Origin of the sequence: Subdoligranulum variabile (assembly GCF_025152575.1) — a bacterium.
GTDB lineage: Bacteria > Bacillota > Clostridia > Oscillospirales > Ruminococcaceae > Gemmiger > Gemmiger variabilis.
This window is the reverse complement of record NZ_CP102293.1, coordinates 384,216-400,625: the sequence shown is the minus strand read 5'-3', so window position 1 is coordinate 400,625 and position 16,410 is coordinate 384,216. Positions and strand designations below refer to the sequence as shown.

The window sequence follows — 16,410 nt, the reverse complement described above, 5'->3', positions numbered from 1 at the left end:
TGGCGGTGCGCCTGTTTTTGTTTGCAATGCACATGGGGGGTTACAAATACACTTCCACGTTCAGATCAGTCCAGTCACGCTGACGGAATTGGGCGGGCAACCCATTCGACATACGATACTGGCGGGCAGTCTCAAAGTCAATCGTAAATGAGAGTACAGGGGAATTTTCCGGCTCCATAAGGTTATATCGTTCTTGTCCTGACTTCATTTCTCCGAAGGTCATTTTCCAGCGATAATGATGATTCTCGACTGGGGTAACAGCCTCCACAAATTCATCTATCAGTTCTTCAGAAATACGAGGTGCCGTAATGTCCACCATTTGAGAAAGCCCTTTTTTGATTTTGTTCAGGTCGAAGCTGACTTTTTCCTCAGCTGAGTCTGGAACGCTATTCTGTTGCGTTTTCAAGGCGTCCAATTCTGTAGTGGTCTGTGCATATAACTTCTGAAATTGCTCCCTTGTCAGTTCACCATCCGCTCGCATCTGACCGAGATTCAGAAGACGTTGCTCCAATTTTTCGATTTTCTTTTGTTTTTCCGCTTTTTCTGAATCAGTTTGTAACGTCGTAGAAAGGATGCAAGATTCAACCATCTGACAGGCCTTCAAAACAGCTTCTCTTTGGTCTCCCCACAGTTGGTCAAAAATCATCTTTGCCATCAAATCAAGCTTCCACTCACAGATGGCGATCGCATCACAATATTTTTGGCTATCGAGATGATTCTTTTCTACAAAAGTCTTTGCGGGGTTTTGTGTACGGTAATTGCATTGGTATCCGTAAACAGGGGTTCCATCCCGTAGCACCCTCCATTTGAAGCGATTGTATCCAGCGCCGCAGCGGCAACGTAGTTTCTTGACCCACAGGTTTTGAGCGATTCTTGTGCCTCGTCTGCGCTCCTCCCCAGAAGGCATTTGATATTTGTGAATCCGGCCGTTTCGGATATTTTCGCACTGATGCCATAGAGCTTCCGATATAATAGGCTCAAAGTCGCCTTTCTTAAGGATAAAAGAATCCTCATCTAAATTCTTAATTCGCTTTTTTTCCAAAAAGTTGTTGACTTTTGACTTGTTATAGCAGATATAACCCATATAAGTGGCGTTGCGAAGAATCCGGCTGATTTTGATGCAGGACCATTTCACGTTTCCATTACCGTCCTTACATCCACGCCGCGTCAGTTCGTTGACGATTTTCATTTGCCCCAGACCTTGTGAGTATAGTTCGAAAATTGTACGGATTGTAGCTGCTTGCTCCGGGTTAATGACATAAGTGCTTCCTACCCGATCATAACCGATGATATTTCCGTTCCCAAATAGAACACCGTTTTCTCTGCTTACGGCTTGTCCTGCTCGAACCCGCTCTGAAATCTTTCGACTTTCCTCTTGAGCCAACGTAGCCATGATCGTAAGCCGTAATTCGCCGTCTCCATCCATTGTCCAGATGTTATCAGATACGAAATAGACCTCAACACCATAGTTTTTGAGTTCACGAGTAAGTACCAAAGTGTCTACGGTATTTCTTGCAAAACGGCATACCTCACGAGTGACGATAAGATCAAACTTTCGCTGCTTGGCGTCCTCAATCATCTTCATAAAGGAAGGACGCTTTTTAGCGAGCGTTCCAGTGATCCCTTCGTCGATGTACTTACCTACCACAGTCCAATTTGGATGATACTTTGTTTGGTCCTCGTACCACTGCATCTGCTTTTCCAACGCTTCAAGCTGAGCCTCATGTTCTGTTGAAACACGGCCATAATAGACGATCCGGCGCTGTCGGTTAGGGTCTAAAGCTAGATTTCCGAAGTACAGTTGTTGCATATTGTTCATCTGATCACCTCCGCTTCAAGTATAAAAGGGGAGGCTACATTTGTTTAGGATGCGACGATATCCGGTACTATCCTTGACTTTTCATGCATACCGTCTTAGGACCTGTCGGTATACCGATGTGTCAATCATACCCTTACGAAACATCATATGAATAAGCTTTAATGCAATTTTATCAACACTTTGTTGCATCATGATATTTCTTTCCCCTTATATAGACAGTGGGCGCATTGGAAATCACCAATGCGCCCACATCTTTTCTATTGGCAAGATAATTGCATCACATTTGCCACGCATCCCTGATGCTAGGGACAGAGCAGGTCTCCGCTGGCGCGGCTGTCATAACTCTGCAGCGTCGTTTGAAGCGCGCGCCGCAGGGTTCCTCCCAAGTCCTTAGGAGGCCGTGAGGAAGTATCATTATTCACCCGCACAATCATCGCGCACAGTGTGCCAAAGCTGTGTATGAGAAAGGCGGTGGGCGCTCCGCTAATACAGCTATTTCACCTCCTAGCTGGCCAGCATCATGGCGTCGCTTCTCACTCGCTCCTGCGCGGGGTATGTACCTGTTCTGCCGTGTATTCAAATTTCAAAGTACATAGAAGGAAAAAATCGCTTCTATTATACAGGCATCGAGCGGAGGCGATTGTCACCCTTTTTTCAGAATTTTTTTAATTTTTTTAAGCCGCTTATGCACGGCATTGCGTGAGCAGTTCATTCTACGAGCAATATCTGCCTGTTGGAAACCATCAACACAAAGGAGCGTCAGCAATTCCAGGTCTTTATCAGAGAGAGCGCGCAATTTATTGTAAAGCTTCTCATCTTCTAAAGCAGACAACCAACCGAAGCGAGAGTGATCTACGTCACCGGCATCCCATTGGGAAGTTATTGATTCCAAACGTGCTTGTTTGAAAAATACATCGCCATGACTCTCAGCATCACCAACTGGCAAAGTTTGTACATGGTTGCGATAGGTTCGTTCACTGCAAAACCATTGCCAATCATAATTCTTCATGTCTTGGATTGCTTTTTCGGACATCCCTGCCGCGCGATATTCCACTTCCAGCCGTGCCCATTTTTCATCAAAAGCGCGCTTTTCGCGCCCATAATTAAAACCCATTGTTACCTCCATTCTGACGATAACGATATTCGTACAATCAGAATGGAGGTGGGGATCGGCAATGTGGAGCAAGTGAGCGGGTGTTGAACCTACTTCGCCAGTTGATATCCAGCGGTTCGGCATTTGTTTTGCATCACCACGTTCTACACCTTCCGTATACAATTACGCCCAAAAAACATTCAAGGGCCCTGACCTTCTTAAACCGTAAAATAAAAAGATGGTCTAAAGCGTATACGAATCAGGCAGAAAAGGGGTTACAGATATTCTTCTTCTCAAATATAAACCATATTCTCAATTATCTAAACCGAATAAATTGATAAAAATCCACAAAAATAAACTTATATAGTTTACTTATAAACTTATTAGACCCTCAAATTTGAGTTTGAAAATTGATACGCTTATTTTGAGGTGATGGAAAAGTGGACATTTCGAAGGAAGAACTTTACAAAGCGATTGGAACAAAAATTCGCGCAATGCGTACAGCAAAGGGATGGACACAAGAAGAACTGGGCAACAAGTTTGATGTATCTCCCCAGTACATTAGTCGTATAGAAAGAGGTTCTGGACATCTTTCTCTGCAAAAGCTCTACGTTCTTGCGGGCGTACTGGAATGTTCAATTTACGCAATATTGCCATCCTCGCCTTCAAAAATAAGTAATTTCTTTTCTGACGAACTGCAATATCAACTTGATCATTGCTCCGCGGAACAGAAAGCGCACCTGATTGGTTATATCACCTGGTATTTGCAATCATGTGATCCAAATCCCAACAGGACGCTTTAACACACGCGGAGGGAAAAATGCTGACTTTTTATATCTCCATGCTGGAAACCGAGGAACAGCAGGATAAATTTTCGTACATTTATCAGAACTACGTTGGCTTCATGTATCATGTTGCAAAGGAAGTAGTAAAAGAGCATTATCTGGCTGAGGACGTTGTACATGAAACTTTTTTGCAGTTGATACGGATTATAGATAAAGTACATATTGACGATGAACTTACACTTCGTGCTTTTCTGCGGAGGGTCACCCATAATAAGGCCGTTGATTGTGTGCGCAAATGGGACAAGGTTCGCCCGACCGAAGACAATGAATTAGAACGCTATGACACCAAACATAAACAGGACCCCGAAACTATTGCAATTGATGCACTTGCCTTTAATGAGTTGATTGCAATGATTTCGAAGATGGATGATCGGTATCGTACGCCGTTGGAACTAAAATTGCAGGGTTATCAAGTGAAAGAAATCGCAACAATTTTGAACATCACTCCGGAAAACACAAAAGTGCGAATTTTTCGAGCGCGGAGAATGATATTAGATAAATTGGAGAGCTATCATGAAAAAGAAAGAGAATGACGAAATCCGCATTACGCCAGATGCACTGATTTCATTGGTTGTGACGGAGGCAGAAGAGCGCGAACTGGCTTCCATGCCGAGTCTGAAAGAAATGAATGCTCAGTTTCATCCTTCCGAACAGTTTCAGCAGAAAATGGACCGGCTCTTAAAAAAGGCGCGCCGAAAAGAGGGATGGGTCCAAATTTGGAAACCTACCAAGAAGGTGTTGATAGCTTTTACCAGCGTTATGACTGCACTGACATTTGCCCTCCTTCCCGTTCAAGCAGTTCAAGATGCCGTAGTGGATACCTTGATCCAATGGCGAGATGGTTTTATGAACATCGTCTATTCCCAAGAAACAGATCGACAACATTTTGATATTGCTTCGAAAATTAACTTGAGTTGCATCCTTACAGGTTTTACACTTACAGATGAAGAGACATCAAATCAAGATCGGTACATTGCTGAATTCACATCAGACAGCGGTGGTTGGTATACTGTCAGAGTTGTTGATATTGGCTCGGAGCAAGAAGTCGGGATTGACAACGAACTAACCAGATACTATGAACTCGAATTTGATGGAAACCATGCAATCTGGGGAATACGCGAAGATAATAGCAACGTATTGGTTTGGGAAGCTGATGGGCTATCCTTCACTATTTATGGCAATCCTAACATTTCAGAACTTATAAAAGTGGCCGAGGGAATCACTGTGGATTCCACTCTCAAATAGGTTATGAAAACTTTATACACTAATTTTGTAACCATTTCACCGTATCATACGGATTGTTAAGGAAGAGGCCATTTATCAAAAGGAGTTCTGAAAATGAAAAAAATTATTGGAATCGCCATTTCCGTATTAATGGCTACACTTTTTTGCGTAACCGCGTTTGCGGCAGAGCCCCGTTGGAAAAACGTAATTGCCATCTCTCCGACTATTTCCGCGGAGTCCCAGTCCTATTCGAGCTATATTGTTGCAGATCCGAAGGCAACAAAGATGGAATGCACACTCGTGTTGTATGAGAAGGGCTTTTGGGGAAATTACACCGAAGTGGATCGTACATCTTCTACCTACTATGGATTCCGGCATGAATTTAATGGAAGCTATGCCATCAAAGCAGGAACGACCTACAAGCTAACCACTACAGTCACCGTCACCGCAAACGGCACGAGTGAAACCGTCAGCTACGATTTCGATAAACGATGCTAACACCTGCCCCCAGCCAAAGTACAAAATAAAGGCCTCTCAAAAAGCGCAAGGTTTGCCCGTTCGGGAAACTTTGCGCTTTTTTTGCTTTTTTTCAGAAACCATGAAACCTGAATGACCCTTTTTACGGATAATACTATGAAATTCATTATCTTTATCTTGGACAATCTAGTTCAATAGGGAGCCGCTTTCTATGCTTTTTATCTATCTCGCCATGATTGACGATGATACGCAGAGATCAAAATTTGAGTACATCTACCACACATACTATGGAATGATGTATAGAGTTGCTTATGAACTCACAAAAGATCAGCGTCTGGCTGAAGATGCAGTACACGAAACAATGGTGAATATTATTGAAGATATTGATACCATACGTATGGACAACCCTAAAGAGCTAAAATCATACCTTTATGTTGTGACTAAAAGCAAAACCATCGACTTCATTCGAAGATGGGAAAAACGCAAGACATCCTTGTATCCTGCCGACGAGGTTCCAGAAATAAATAATTTTGATAGTCCAGATGAGATTGCTCTCACCAAAATTACCCTGCAGAAAGCGCTGCAAGCACTCAATGAATTGCCTGAAAAGTATCGAATAACATTGGTTATGAAAATCAAAGGGTACAAACTTAAAGATATTGCTTGCCTTACCAATACCTCGGAGGCGAATGTTAAAAATAGAATTCACCGTGCACGAAAGTATATTTTTAGTAAACTAAAATAAGAAAACTAAAAAACACATCTGACTTCTTACGAGGAAGGCAGATGTGTTTTTTCTGTGCAATATTATCTTTATAGAATTGCTGTGAGCAATGCATCGACATCTTTCTTGCGGCTTTGCGAAATGGTGATTCTATCACCGCTTTGCAGAAGAATATTGCCACACTCAATCTTGTCAATATAGGAACAATTCACAAGGAAACTTTTGTGTGGCCGTACAAAACGATTTTGGTTTAGTTGTAGTTGCATAGCATCTATCGTTGTGTGCGCTGTCAAAATTCGAACAGACATCCCTAAAGAAAGATGAAAATTCACTTTATGACCTTGGCTTTCCATATAGACGATTTCATCCTGGTACACGCAATACTTTCCTTCAACGAATTTCATTTCAAGCACATCTCTGTGCTTGGAATATCTTGCAAGCACTGCATCCATGCAGTGGGGAAGTTCATGTTCCAGTTGCTCCTTCATTATGTAGCGGAGTATTCCTAGCTTATACCCCTGTATAGCATACTCATTATTGTTTGTTAAGATCACCATCATCATTGATGGGTGTTGCTTACGGATTTTTAGCAACGTGGACATCTCTGTCTTATCGCTAAATATTATATCTGTAAATAATAGATCGATTGGGTGAAACCGTGTTGTGAGATTATGCAATGACGGGCAACATGATATTTTGTATTGTATGTGGTTTCGCTTAAAATACTGTTCGATAAACTTCGCAACATAGGAACGCAAAGAATCGTCCTCATGACAAATAGTTGTATTAAGCAAGTTTTACCTCTAAACAATTCTTACGTGTGTTATTAGATTTTTGCGGTTATTGCGTGCAAATATAAAACATAGCCCCTCCACCGGGTGTATTGCGGGCTCCAATATGCAACGATTGTTGCTCTGCCAGACTTTTTGCAACAGAAAGCCCAAGCCCATAGTGGCCATTGGTCGTACGGCTGGGATCTGCGCGATAAAACCGTTCAAAAATCCGTGGTAAATCCTTTTCGGCAATACCCTGACCGTAATCATGTACCCCGATTTCCACTACATTATTTTTCAGGAGGTTACAACATATTTCGATGGTGGTATCTTCCTTCGTGTGGGCAATCGCATTGGTAATAAAGATACTGCCTATCTGGGTAAGTGCTTCTTCATTAGCCATGATTTCAGGGTATGATGCTTCTTCAATCTTGAGACGTAAAGGATGACGTTGCTGTTTGGCATAGATCTGGTATTTTTCATAAAGCTGCAAGCAAAAGGTATCAGGTTCAATTGCTGTCAAAACCAGCTTGCGTTCTTGTCTATCTGAATTTGCCAGAAGCAATAAATCTTGTACCAAGTGACTCATCCGCAGCGCCTCGCTTTGCGTTGCATAAAACACGCCTGAAATTTCCGGAGAAGAAGGAATGTGCTTTTGCAGCACCTCCAGCCCAGCACGGATCGATGCTAGCGGCGTCTTTAGCTCGTGCCCTGCTGCTGCAACAAATTCTTTCTGCTGACGAACGGAATTTTCTACCGGTCTTAAAAGGCTCCGAATCAACCAGCTATTGATGACAGCCAAAATAATACATCCTAAGAGCAATAACACTCCGTAGAAAACTGCCTGATGCTGAATAAACGGCAGACGAACGCTCTGGCTTTGCAGAGCCAATATTTCAATTTGCGTTTTATCCTCGTGCCGAAAGTAGAATACATGGAAACGCCCTAAAGCAGTATTCCTTTCATCCTTTTTTGATGTCCATCCGTTTGAAGCCTGGGAGAGTTCATCCGCAGAAAGGCTATGCTCCGAGCGGAATATATTTTCCAATACGTCCGGTGTAAGTCCTCCAGTCGGTTCGAAACGGAATAATGGCGTTCCATTTTCAAAAACGTATATGTTGCCATCCAAATTTTCTTCCAGTTCCTGCAAAGTACTCTGATCAACCTGCCGGGAGGAAAGTAGTTTGATTTGGTATGATTCTAGCTGGTCACAAATCTGAGCGTCCAATGAGGCTTCATATCTGTTGCAGGAAAAAAAGAATGTGATCCCTAAACACAATGCCAAGATCAGCCCCGTGATGCCAGTATAAAGGAGAACCAGCTTTAACCAAAGTTTTTTAATCATGGATGTTCTCCAATCGGTATCCAACACCTCGAATGGTCGTGATCGTCAGGCAGATACCAGCTTTTTTTAACTTTTTGCGTACAAAGTGGATATAGGTATTCAGATTACTTTCTTCAATCTCAGTGTCATCGCCCCAAACCCGGGAAAGCAGTCGCTCTCTTGTAAACAACTGATGCGGGTATCGGAAAAACACTTCCAAGAGGTCCGCTTCCTTTTTTGATAGTTGACAGTGTCCTTTTGGCCCACATAGTTCCAGCTGATTACAGTCTAATGTTGCATCCTCGTAATGAATTTGGTTGCTTTCCTCCACAGCCATCGCTTGTGAGGGCCTGCGAAGTAATGCGTGGAGGCGAGCCACAAGTTCTCGCATGGCAAATGGCTTGGCCAAGTAATCGTCCGCTCCAGCTTCCAGCCCATCCACTTTGTCGTCTAAGCCGCCCATAGCAGTCAGCATCAGCACCGGAGCTGATACTTTGGCTGCCCTGGCCTTTTTCAAAATTGTTAGGCCATCCATCGAAGGAAGCATCCGGTCCAGGCAACAAGCATCATAACAGTTATGAAGAAGGAGTTCCAAGCCTGTCTCGCCATCATGGCAAAAGTCTGAATCAATTCCAGCATCTTGCAAGCCCGCACGCATGATTTGGCAAAGATTTTTATCATCTTCTATTATCAAAATTCTCACGATGTTCATCTCCCTAGTTTATTATAACAAACCATTCTTTAATCAATATTTAAATAAGGGTGCTCATCTTAAATTTTGTTTTAACATTGATCTGTTATGATACATACAACCAAAAGCGAAAGGAGTCAACTGTATGAATCGCTTAATCAAGAGCACGGCACTGGGACTTTCGGTGTTAATGGGATGTTCTCTGTGCGCGTGTGGTGCAACGGATTCTTCACTGGGGCAGAAAACAGAAATCAGTCCAGGGTTGTGGATTGAAAAAGAGGTGGCTTTGGAGCCTGATCCGAGTGATATCCTTGCCCTCACAACCACCACTGATGGCCAACTCCTCTGTGCGACCGTCCAGTCAAACGGAGAGGCATCCCAGAAGGTTGATGTGCTTTCTTCTTCGGATGGCTACACATGGGACGCTACGCCGGTTTATTCGGTGGAAGTGCCGGGGACTTGCATCGAAGCAAGCCTGACGGAAAGTGGCGTTCTTGTTCTGACCAGGACTGAAGATGAAGAACAGATTTGGTACGGAGCGAAAGAGACAGAATGTTCTCAAGTCCAACCTGCCGATTCTGAAGTAACTGACATCAACAACATTCAATTTGTCAACTCGGATTCTTTTTTGATGGCCGGACGGGATACCAATAACCAGTCCGTTGCAGCTATCTTTTCGCTTCGCGATGGCCGTATGGTTACGAAAGTTGGGGCTGGAACGGAATGGGGTGGATTTGCCCAACACGGGGATGAACTTGCCTTCATCTCCGAAACGGGCAAACTATCGACTCTGAAGGCAAATGGTGAGATACAAGAAGGAAATGTCGAGGGACTCGAAAACATCATTGCTGCCTATTGTGATTCACAGGGAAATTACTATTATGCAGACAGCGAGGGAATTTACCGGGTTGCTGCTGGTGGAACCTTAAAAGAAGAAATCACTCCATCCAGCGGGTTTGCGTTTTCGGTACAGGGAAAAGTAATCACAAATCTCGCTTACTTTCAAGACAGCTTTTTCTGTGTTGTCAAAGATACGTCTGACGATTCCGCACAACTTTATTCGTATACATTTGATCCTGACGCGACACCGTCAGAGCAGATTGAGCTCACTGTCTGGTCACTGTCCGATTCTCCCACTGTACGAAGAGTCCTTTCAGAATATCAGCAGCAACACAACGATATCGCCATACAATATACAGTCGCTGGCAGCGATGATCTGGCAACCGAAGATGTGCTGAAAGCACTAAATACAGAACTGCTTGCAGGGAGCGGTCCTGACCTAATCGTCTTTGATGGCATAGATGTTACACCTTATATCGAAAATGGCGTTCTGGCTGATTTAAACGAGTCGCTGCAGGAATTTTCAATCTTGGATTCGATTAAAAATGCTTTCTCCGTGGATGGAAAGACTTATATTGCTGCTGCACGGTATGCCATTCCGTCTATTTGGGGAACTGCCGAAGACATGGATCAAATTACAGATCTATCTTCCTTTATAGAGTTCGTAAAATCCTGCCCCCCGCGTGATGACTACAATTTGTCCGACAATGCTTATTATACAGCCCTTCCAGAGGAAGACAAATATGCGGTTTCGTTTATGACACCTCAGGAAATCCTCCAGTTCTTGATGAGCACCTCTGCTTCCGAATTGATTACGGATAACACACTGAATCAAGAGCAACTGCAACAACTGTTCCAAGCCATCGAATCTATCGGCACTTACTACAACATGGCTTCTTATCGCACGGAGCAGGAGGACGATTCGATTGTCTATTCCGACGGCGGAGACTCCATCACCATTTCCGGTGCTTCACGCGAAGTCATTAACAAACGAGCAAGGATTGGACGGAATCTGATCGATTCTCCTGCGTTCCTGGGCTGGATCACTAAAAATTGGGAAGGTCAGGCACCTGAATTAAAATCCGCACCGGGCCTTTGTGAAAGGGCTTATTCTCCGAAGGTCTTACTTGGAATAAATGCTAGTAGCCCAAATCAGGAAGCTGCAAAGGATTTGTTGAAAGCGTTCTTTGCTTCGGATATCCAAAATACGGTTGTTGGAGATGGCCTGCCCGTTATTGAAAGCAGTTTGGATGCAAGAATTGACGCAGCTGTTGAAACATACGGCACAGATCGCGAAATGCTGGCTGATTTCCTCAAAGGCGTAAAAACGCCTGTGATTGTTGATGAAGTAATCGCAGACAAATTGTTGCCGTACGCCGAGGCATTGGCAAAAGGACAGCAAGATGCTGCATCCGCTACGCAGGCAGCAGAAAAAGATTTGCGCCTTTATTTGGCAGAACGTGGATAAAACCACAGTAAACCTTCTTTGTCTGTATGCACGATTCCGACATATTCAAATCTTAAACAGAATTTTTTCATACACATTTTAACTTATATATTAAGTATAAAGAATAGGAGAAACTCGAATGAAACGAAATCTGTTTTTATCGGCCATTTTACCGTTTTCTCTCGCTGTTGCCCTGTGCGCTTGCGGCTCTACTCCTGGGGAAAGTACACCATCAGAAAAAACGCAGAGCTCCGTTTCACAGGTACAAACGGATTCCGCCGCAACAGGCAACAAAATTTCGATTGGCAACAATTTCTCGATCGAAGCCGGTACGGTTCTTTCGGATGGCTCTATTTATTTTGTGGGGCGCGAAGGAGCCGATGGCTTCTGCGCCTATGTCTCTACAGATGATGGCGACAGCTGGACAAAGGAAGAACTGCCCTGGGCTGACCAGACTGTTGTGGGAATCAAACTGCGTCCGGATGGCTTCATGCTGGGCATGCAGGGACAGCAGGTTGTTTATGCTGCCCGCGGCGAGGACCTTAAAACTGCGGATATTTCCGCGCTGGGAGCAATTGATGGAATTTCTGCCGTTTATCCTATTGATGGTGACACCTTTACCGTAACCGGTGGAAGGACGGAAACTTTCGTGAATGAGGATGGCCAAGAGCAGGAAACTGTTCACCCCCTTCCCTTCGAGGATATGGTGTTGAAGTATGATGGCTCGTTGGTAACACAATGGGGAGATGGAATCGCTGCGGACCAAGCTGGATATTACGCATCGGATGGAAAAAAACTGTACTACGTCGACTTTGAAACCAACGAGTGCCGGTCTTTGGATGAGGCAGGACAAATCGATAGCTATGGAGTTTTAGCAACTATTAAGGGCTCATCTTTCTGCCGAAACGGCATTTTCTATTATGTGGACGATCAAGGTATCGTTGCCTACGATACCACCAACAATTCCGAATCGCGGATTGTGACAGACACTCTTGCCCCTTTCCTTCAGGATGATGTCAGCTGTGTCACATTGATCGTTGCAGATCACCAAGCTATCGCTGTTGCAGCAGATCTGAACTCCGAGACGCAGACGGTATATCGCTATGAAATCTAAGCGCAAGCGGTTTGCCCGTCCCATCGAAAAACCGCATTTCAAAAAGAATACATTTCGCCGAAAGGGAAAAAAAGCGTTCCAAGCATGGATGTTTTTGCTTCCCTCACTGATAGGAATTGCCGTTTTCCTCTTTGTGCCGTTTGGAGAAACGATTCGGCGCAGCTTCACAAACCCTTTGGGCACAAAATTCCTTGGTATGAAAAATTACCAATCAATTTTTTCAAATGATGCCTTTCGTTTGGCGGTAGCAAACACAGTGAGATTCATCCTGGTCTGCATTCCGCTACTTTTGGTAACCAGCTTGATTTTCGCTCTTTTGATAAGGAAAATCCTGCCAAAAGGGGAAAAGCTGCAAACCGCTTGCCTGTTGCCAATGGCAATTCCGGTCGCCAGCATCTCTTTACTATGGAAAGCTCTTTTCACACAGAACGGTATTTTGAACAATCTGTTGGCTTTTTGGGGAGTGCCGGAAATCTCTTTCCTTGATAGCAATGCGGCTTTCGGGGTACTTGTGGGAACCTACCTTTGGCGGAACATCGGATACGATATGATTCTTTGGCTGGCCGGTTTGGATGCGATTCCTGCCAGCATGTATGAAGCAGCCGAAGTTGACGGTGCAAACAGCTGGCAAATTTTTTGGAAAATCACCTTGCCAAATTTACCGTCTACCATGGGGCTTATCACAATCCTCAGTATTTTGAACACGTTCAAGGTATATCGGGAAGCCTACCTGGTGGCGGGAAATTACCCGGATGACAGTATTTATCTCTTGCAGCATTTGTTTAACAACTGGTTTTCTTCTTTGGATCTTGGTCGATTGTCGGCAGCGGCTGTTGTTGTTGCCCTTGTGCTGCTTATGGTAATTCTGCCATTTTTAAGAATGTTGCGGGAGGGTTCCGAGTGAAAAAACGTAAAAAGGCAGTTCGTCTTCCTTATCTGGTATTGGTGCCCTTTGCCGCATCTGTGTGCCTGGTGATTTGGATGATCTTTTCTGGTGCGCTTATGAGTACCGATGAAGCAACGCAGAGCCTTGGCGGAATTTTTGACGGAACTTCTGCGGTGCATTGGCCGCTGATCCCCAATTCGCCCACTTTACAGCCATTGATCGAAGTCCTGTTGGATACACCAGAATTTTTTGTGATGTTCTGGAATACCTGTATCCTCACATTTCCGCAATTGATTGGGCAATTTCTGCTTGCCAGTCCTGCTGCATGGGCGTTTTCTCGTTTTACTTTTCGAGGTCGGAATCTTCTTTTTACTATTTATACGATTCTGATGCTGCTTCCGTTTCAAGTTCTCATGGTGCCGGATTATTTGGTTTTGGATCGGTTGGGACTCATGGACACGATTTGGAGCATCATCTTGCCCGGTGCCGTTTCCACCTTTCCCGTCTTTATTATGAAAAAGGGGTTCGACGGTATTCCCGTTTCCGTTCTGGAGGCAGCCGAACTGGATGGTGCCGGTGCCATTACAACCTATATAAGAATCGGTCTTCCGCTTGGAATCCCTGGCATCCTGTCCGCATTGCTTTTATCTTTTATTGAAGCCTGGAATGCAATTGAACAACCGCTGGTGTTTTTGAAGAGCCAAAACCTTTGGCCCATGTCCCTGTTCCTCGCCAATATTACACAGGATGACATTGGAATTGCTATGGTGGCCAGTGTGTTTATGTTATTGCCCGTAATTCTGATCTTTCTGTTTGGGCAGAGATATTTGATTTTGGGAATCCAATCAAGTGGAGTAGCGTGAGCATCTAACAGATCATCTATCGAATAAGGGTCAAGATCTTCAAGCCGATCATAGATTTCATAGGCGTTCTTGACTTCTGCAATGTCTTTTGGGGGAGCTAAAACATGTTTGCCGTTAAGAACCGCTGTTACTTGTTCCAAGGAAAGTGTGTTCTGTTCAATGGCAAGCGAACCATAAATGGTACGAATGCGGTTGTTGCGACGCAATGCTGGGTTAGCAATAAGTTGTGGGTTACCATTCAATCTACCTACCAATTCAGCAATCTCAGCCACGCGGTCTATAATTTCATTTGTGATTTCAAAGGATGGCTTTTTGTTGTTCATTTCAAATACCTCATGGTAGCGAATCGTTTTATCTATTATATCATGCATCGTTCATCCCATCTATCAAAAGAGCGCATAAAATGAGCGATGAAAAACATCCAATATGCAAATGGAACAGAAAATCTGTCCATCATATAAGCTGAAAAGCAGTCCACTACCCTTTTCTTTTCCATCTGCGCTTCTTGGAGGCTTCCTCTTGTCCGCGTCGCTCTGCGGCAGCTTCTTCCTGCCGGACTCTATTAAAGATCTCACACAGCTGAGCATCAAAAGCCTCTTCATCAAAGGTTTCTGGATGATCGGTTGCTTCCTGCACAAGGGGTTTGACCTCTTTGCGCCAGCTCTTCAGTATGCTGGCTCGACGCTCTGTGGTCATACCCAAAGAACGAGCAAGTCTGCCGTTCATCCGTTTGTTGACCTTATTGAGAACATCAACTGGGGGCGGAACTTCACGTTCACTGGCTCTTTCCTCTTTGCGAACCTCACGGCAGGTGCGCAACCCTCCATTAGGGCTCTTTCGGTTGCAGCATTTTGCACCCGTATTCTTGGACAAAAATAGCATCCCGCAATGTTGGCATTTTCGGGCGGTTTCATGCTGGCTGCACAGCTGCACAAATTCCGCCATGGCAACAGCCGGAAGATTGTCCGCAACAAAATAGCTGCGGCTGGCGATATCCGGATGTCTTCTGGAGGAGGCTTTTTCCTGCGGCAGAGACAATCGCCCCAGCATACGTAGCCGCAACTGTTCGTATAATTTCTGCCCGGCTGCAACACCGGAGTGTCTCACTAGCAAAGCATCCCCGTAGCGCTGGTCGGCGCTTTTGTCCGGGTGCAGATCCGCTTCCACCAACGTGTACTGAACCAGACTGGCCAGTTCCGGCTGGAAATCCGCCAAAAGACGGAATTGTTCAGCAATCATTTTCAGAACGGTCACCGATGCTGCGCATAGTTCCCGATCATCCATCCCGGCGTAGGATTTCATGAGAAAATCGGGTGTAGGAAAACTTTTCATATAGCGCTCCACACATTCACTGCACTGCACCAGCGCATTGCACCAATAGATCTCATGATGCAATACCTTTAAAAAGCCGTTTTGTTCCATGATACTGCGGTCAAGATCGGTCAGCCTTGTCATGTCCAGCGTTTTAATGGCTTGCAAATAGTAATCCGATGCAGCGTTGGTGCAATAGTGAGCCAACAAAGCGGCCATAGCCGGATAATCCGCTAAAGAATGCTTCACATCGTCATATAGCTGCGCCACCTGACAATAGGCTGTTTGTTCCGGAGCGGCCAATCCCTGGGCAATCGTGCGGGGAGTGCGGTTTGATGTCCCTTCTGTTGCTGCAGGAGTCTCCTGCGCAGAGGATTTCTTGACCGGACGGGTAAACAGATTTAGCGGAAACCATTTCTTGAACGACGGCTCGTGGGATTCCTTCTCCGGCTGCGGCGGTTGATAGTGGCGCCAATCCACCTGTGTGAGAAGATCCGTGCGGATAGCCATTTCGTAGTCCTTGTATTGTTCCAGAAGGCTCTGGGCTTTCTCGTAGAAAGCCTTCCAGGGAATGTCCAGCACAGCAAAGACCAGATCTCCCAAGTCATAGGATTCTTCCAGCCATACTCGGGGCTGGTTTTCTTCCACATACTCCGGAATTTGCAGCTGGTCTTTGATTTTCTCCATACGCGCAATTACGGAAGATCGTCTGGCATCCTCCGGTGTGGTTTGCCGGTTTACGGCTGCCTGCCGCTGCCTTTTGTTGGGCATTTGGAACGGAATGAAAAGATTCGCTTTTTCAAAGCGAAAGACAAAATTTGTCGGCATGAAAAGGTCCTCGATAATTGTCGAAATTTGGCGATAAAATATCGCAAAAACGCAAAAAAAGCGTATATCTTTACGCCTTTTTCTCATCGTAACACGCGGCAGGAACCACGTCAAGATTCGAGGATTCTGACGATTGTCCCCATGCCTATCT

The 16,410-nt window shown here is 44.7% G+C and carries 15 protein-coding genes; 9 read left to right on the top strand and 6 right to left on the bottom strand.

Annotated elements, in window-relative coordinates; all coding sequences use genetic code 11:
- Window positions 1-40: 40 nt before the first annotated feature.
- The gene (locus tag NQ490_RS01965) at window positions 41-1,819 is read right to left on the bottom strand and encodes a recombinase family protein (protein WP_007047143.1); all 1,779 of its coding nucleotides are present in this window, start codon (window positions 1,817-1,819) and stop codon (window positions 41-43) included.
- A gap of 643 nt (window positions 1,820-2,462) precedes the next feature.
- The gene (locus NQ490_RS01960; protein ID WP_040917756.1) at window positions 2,463-2,933 is read right to left on the bottom strand and encodes a sigma factor-like helix-turn-helix DNA-binding protein; all 471 of its coding nucleotides are present in this window, start codon (window positions 2,931-2,933) and stop codon (window positions 2,463-2,465) included.
- A gap of 419 nt (window positions 2,934-3,352) precedes the next feature.
- On the opposite strand from NQ490_RS01960, the gene NQ490_RS01955 reads away from it, so the two are divergent.
- The 5 genes from NQ490_RS01955 to NQ490_RS01935 all read left to right on the top strand — a co-directional run bounded on the left by NQ490_RS01955 (window position 3,353) and on the right by NQ490_RS01935 (window position 6,203).
- Complete coding sequence (locus NQ490_RS01955; RefSeq protein ID WP_084759123.1) at window positions 3,353-3,715, top strand: helix-turn-helix domain-containing protein; 363 nt, start codon at window positions 3,353-3,355, stop codon at window positions 3,713-3,715.
- A gap of 17 nt (window positions 3,716-3,732) precedes the next feature.
- The gene (locus tag NQ490_RS01950) at window positions 3,733-4,290 is read left to right on the top strand and encodes an RNA polymerase sigma factor (RefSeq protein ID WP_007047141.1); all 558 of its coding nucleotides are present in this window, start codon (window positions 3,733-3,735) and stop codon (window positions 4,288-4,290) included.
- A complete protein-coding gene (locus NQ490_RS01945) occupies window positions 4,271-5,002 on the top strand; it encodes a DUF4367 domain-containing protein (RefSeq protein ID WP_007047140.1) in 732 nt (243 codons plus the stop codon). Before NQ490_RS01950 ends, NQ490_RS01945 begins: the two co-directional genes overlap by 20 nt.
- Window positions 5,003-5,095: 93 nt before the next feature.
- Window positions 5,096-5,479 (top strand): hypothetical protein, encoded by a 384-nt coding sequence (locus tag NQ490_RS01940; protein WP_007047139.1) that lies wholly within the window; start codon window positions 5,096-5,098, stop codon window positions 5,477-5,479.
- Window positions 5,480-5,669: 190 nt separating this feature from the next.
- A complete protein-coding gene (locus NQ490_RS01935; RefSeq protein ID WP_007047137.1) occupies window positions 5,670-6,203 on the top strand; it encodes an RNA polymerase sigma factor in 534 nt (177 codons plus the stop codon).
- 68 nt (window positions 6,204-6,271) lie between these two features.
- Here NQ490_RS01935 and NQ490_RS01930 read toward each other — a convergent pair whose 3' ends face one another.
- The 3 genes from NQ490_RS01930 to NQ490_RS01920 all read right to left on the bottom strand — a co-directional run bounded on the left by NQ490_RS01930 (window position 6,272) and on the right by NQ490_RS01920 (window position 8,991).
- Entirely contained in the window at window positions 6,272-6,670 is a 399-nt protein-coding gene (locus tag NQ490_RS01930) for a LytR/AlgR family response regulator transcription factor (protein WP_187118511.1), read from the bottom strand.
- A 352-nt stretch (window positions 6,671-7,022) separates the two neighbouring features.
- Entirely contained in the window at window positions 7,023-8,300 is a 1,278-nt protein-coding gene (locus NQ490_RS01925) for a sensor histidine kinase (RefSeq protein WP_007047135.1), read from the bottom strand.
- Complete coding sequence (locus NQ490_RS01920; RefSeq protein ID WP_007047134.1) at window positions 8,293-8,991, bottom strand: response regulator transcription factor; 699 nt, start codon at window positions 8,989-8,991, stop codon at window positions 8,293-8,295. Before NQ490_RS01920 ends, NQ490_RS01925 begins: the two co-directional genes overlap by 8 nt.
- A gap of 124 nt (window positions 8,992-9,115) precedes the next feature.
- On the opposite strand from NQ490_RS01920, the gene NQ490_RS01915 reads away from it, so the two are divergent.
- The 4 genes from NQ490_RS01915 (at window position 9,116) to NQ490_RS01900 (ending at window position 14,120) form a co-directional block, all read left to right on the top strand.
- Window positions 9,116-11,278 (top strand): extracellular solute-binding protein, encoded by a 2,163-nt coding sequence (locus NQ490_RS01915; protein ID WP_040917749.1) that lies wholly within the window; start codon window positions 9,116-9,118, stop codon window positions 11,276-11,278.
- Window positions 11,279-11,396: 118 nt separating this feature from the next.
- Complete coding sequence (locus NQ490_RS01910) at window positions 11,397-12,371, top strand: hypothetical protein (RefSeq protein WP_007047132.1); 975 nt, start codon at window positions 11,397-11,399, stop codon at window positions 12,369-12,371.
- Entirely contained in the window at window positions 12,361-13,275 is a 915-nt protein-coding gene (locus NQ490_RS01905) for a carbohydrate ABC transporter permease (RefSeq protein ID WP_007047131.1), read from the top strand. Before NQ490_RS01910 ends, NQ490_RS01905 begins: the two co-directional genes overlap by 11 nt.
- Window positions 13,272-14,120, top strand: coding sequence for a carbohydrate ABC transporter permease (locus NQ490_RS01900; protein ID WP_040917748.1), 849 nt, complete (start codon window positions 13,272-13,274; stop codon window positions 14,118-14,120). The genes NQ490_RS01905 and NQ490_RS01900 overlap by 4 nt, the downstream gene beginning before the upstream one ends.
- A 477-nt stretch (window positions 14,121-14,597) precedes the next feature.
- Here the strand turns inward: NQ490_RS01900 and NQ490_RS01895 are convergent, their stop codons facing one another.
- A complete protein-coding gene (locus tag NQ490_RS01895; protein ID WP_147644677.1) occupies window positions 14,598-16,259 on the bottom strand; it encodes a DUF6076 domain-containing protein in 1,662 nt (553 codons plus the stop codon).
- Between the last annotated feature and the right edge of the window lie 151 nt (window positions 16,260-16,410).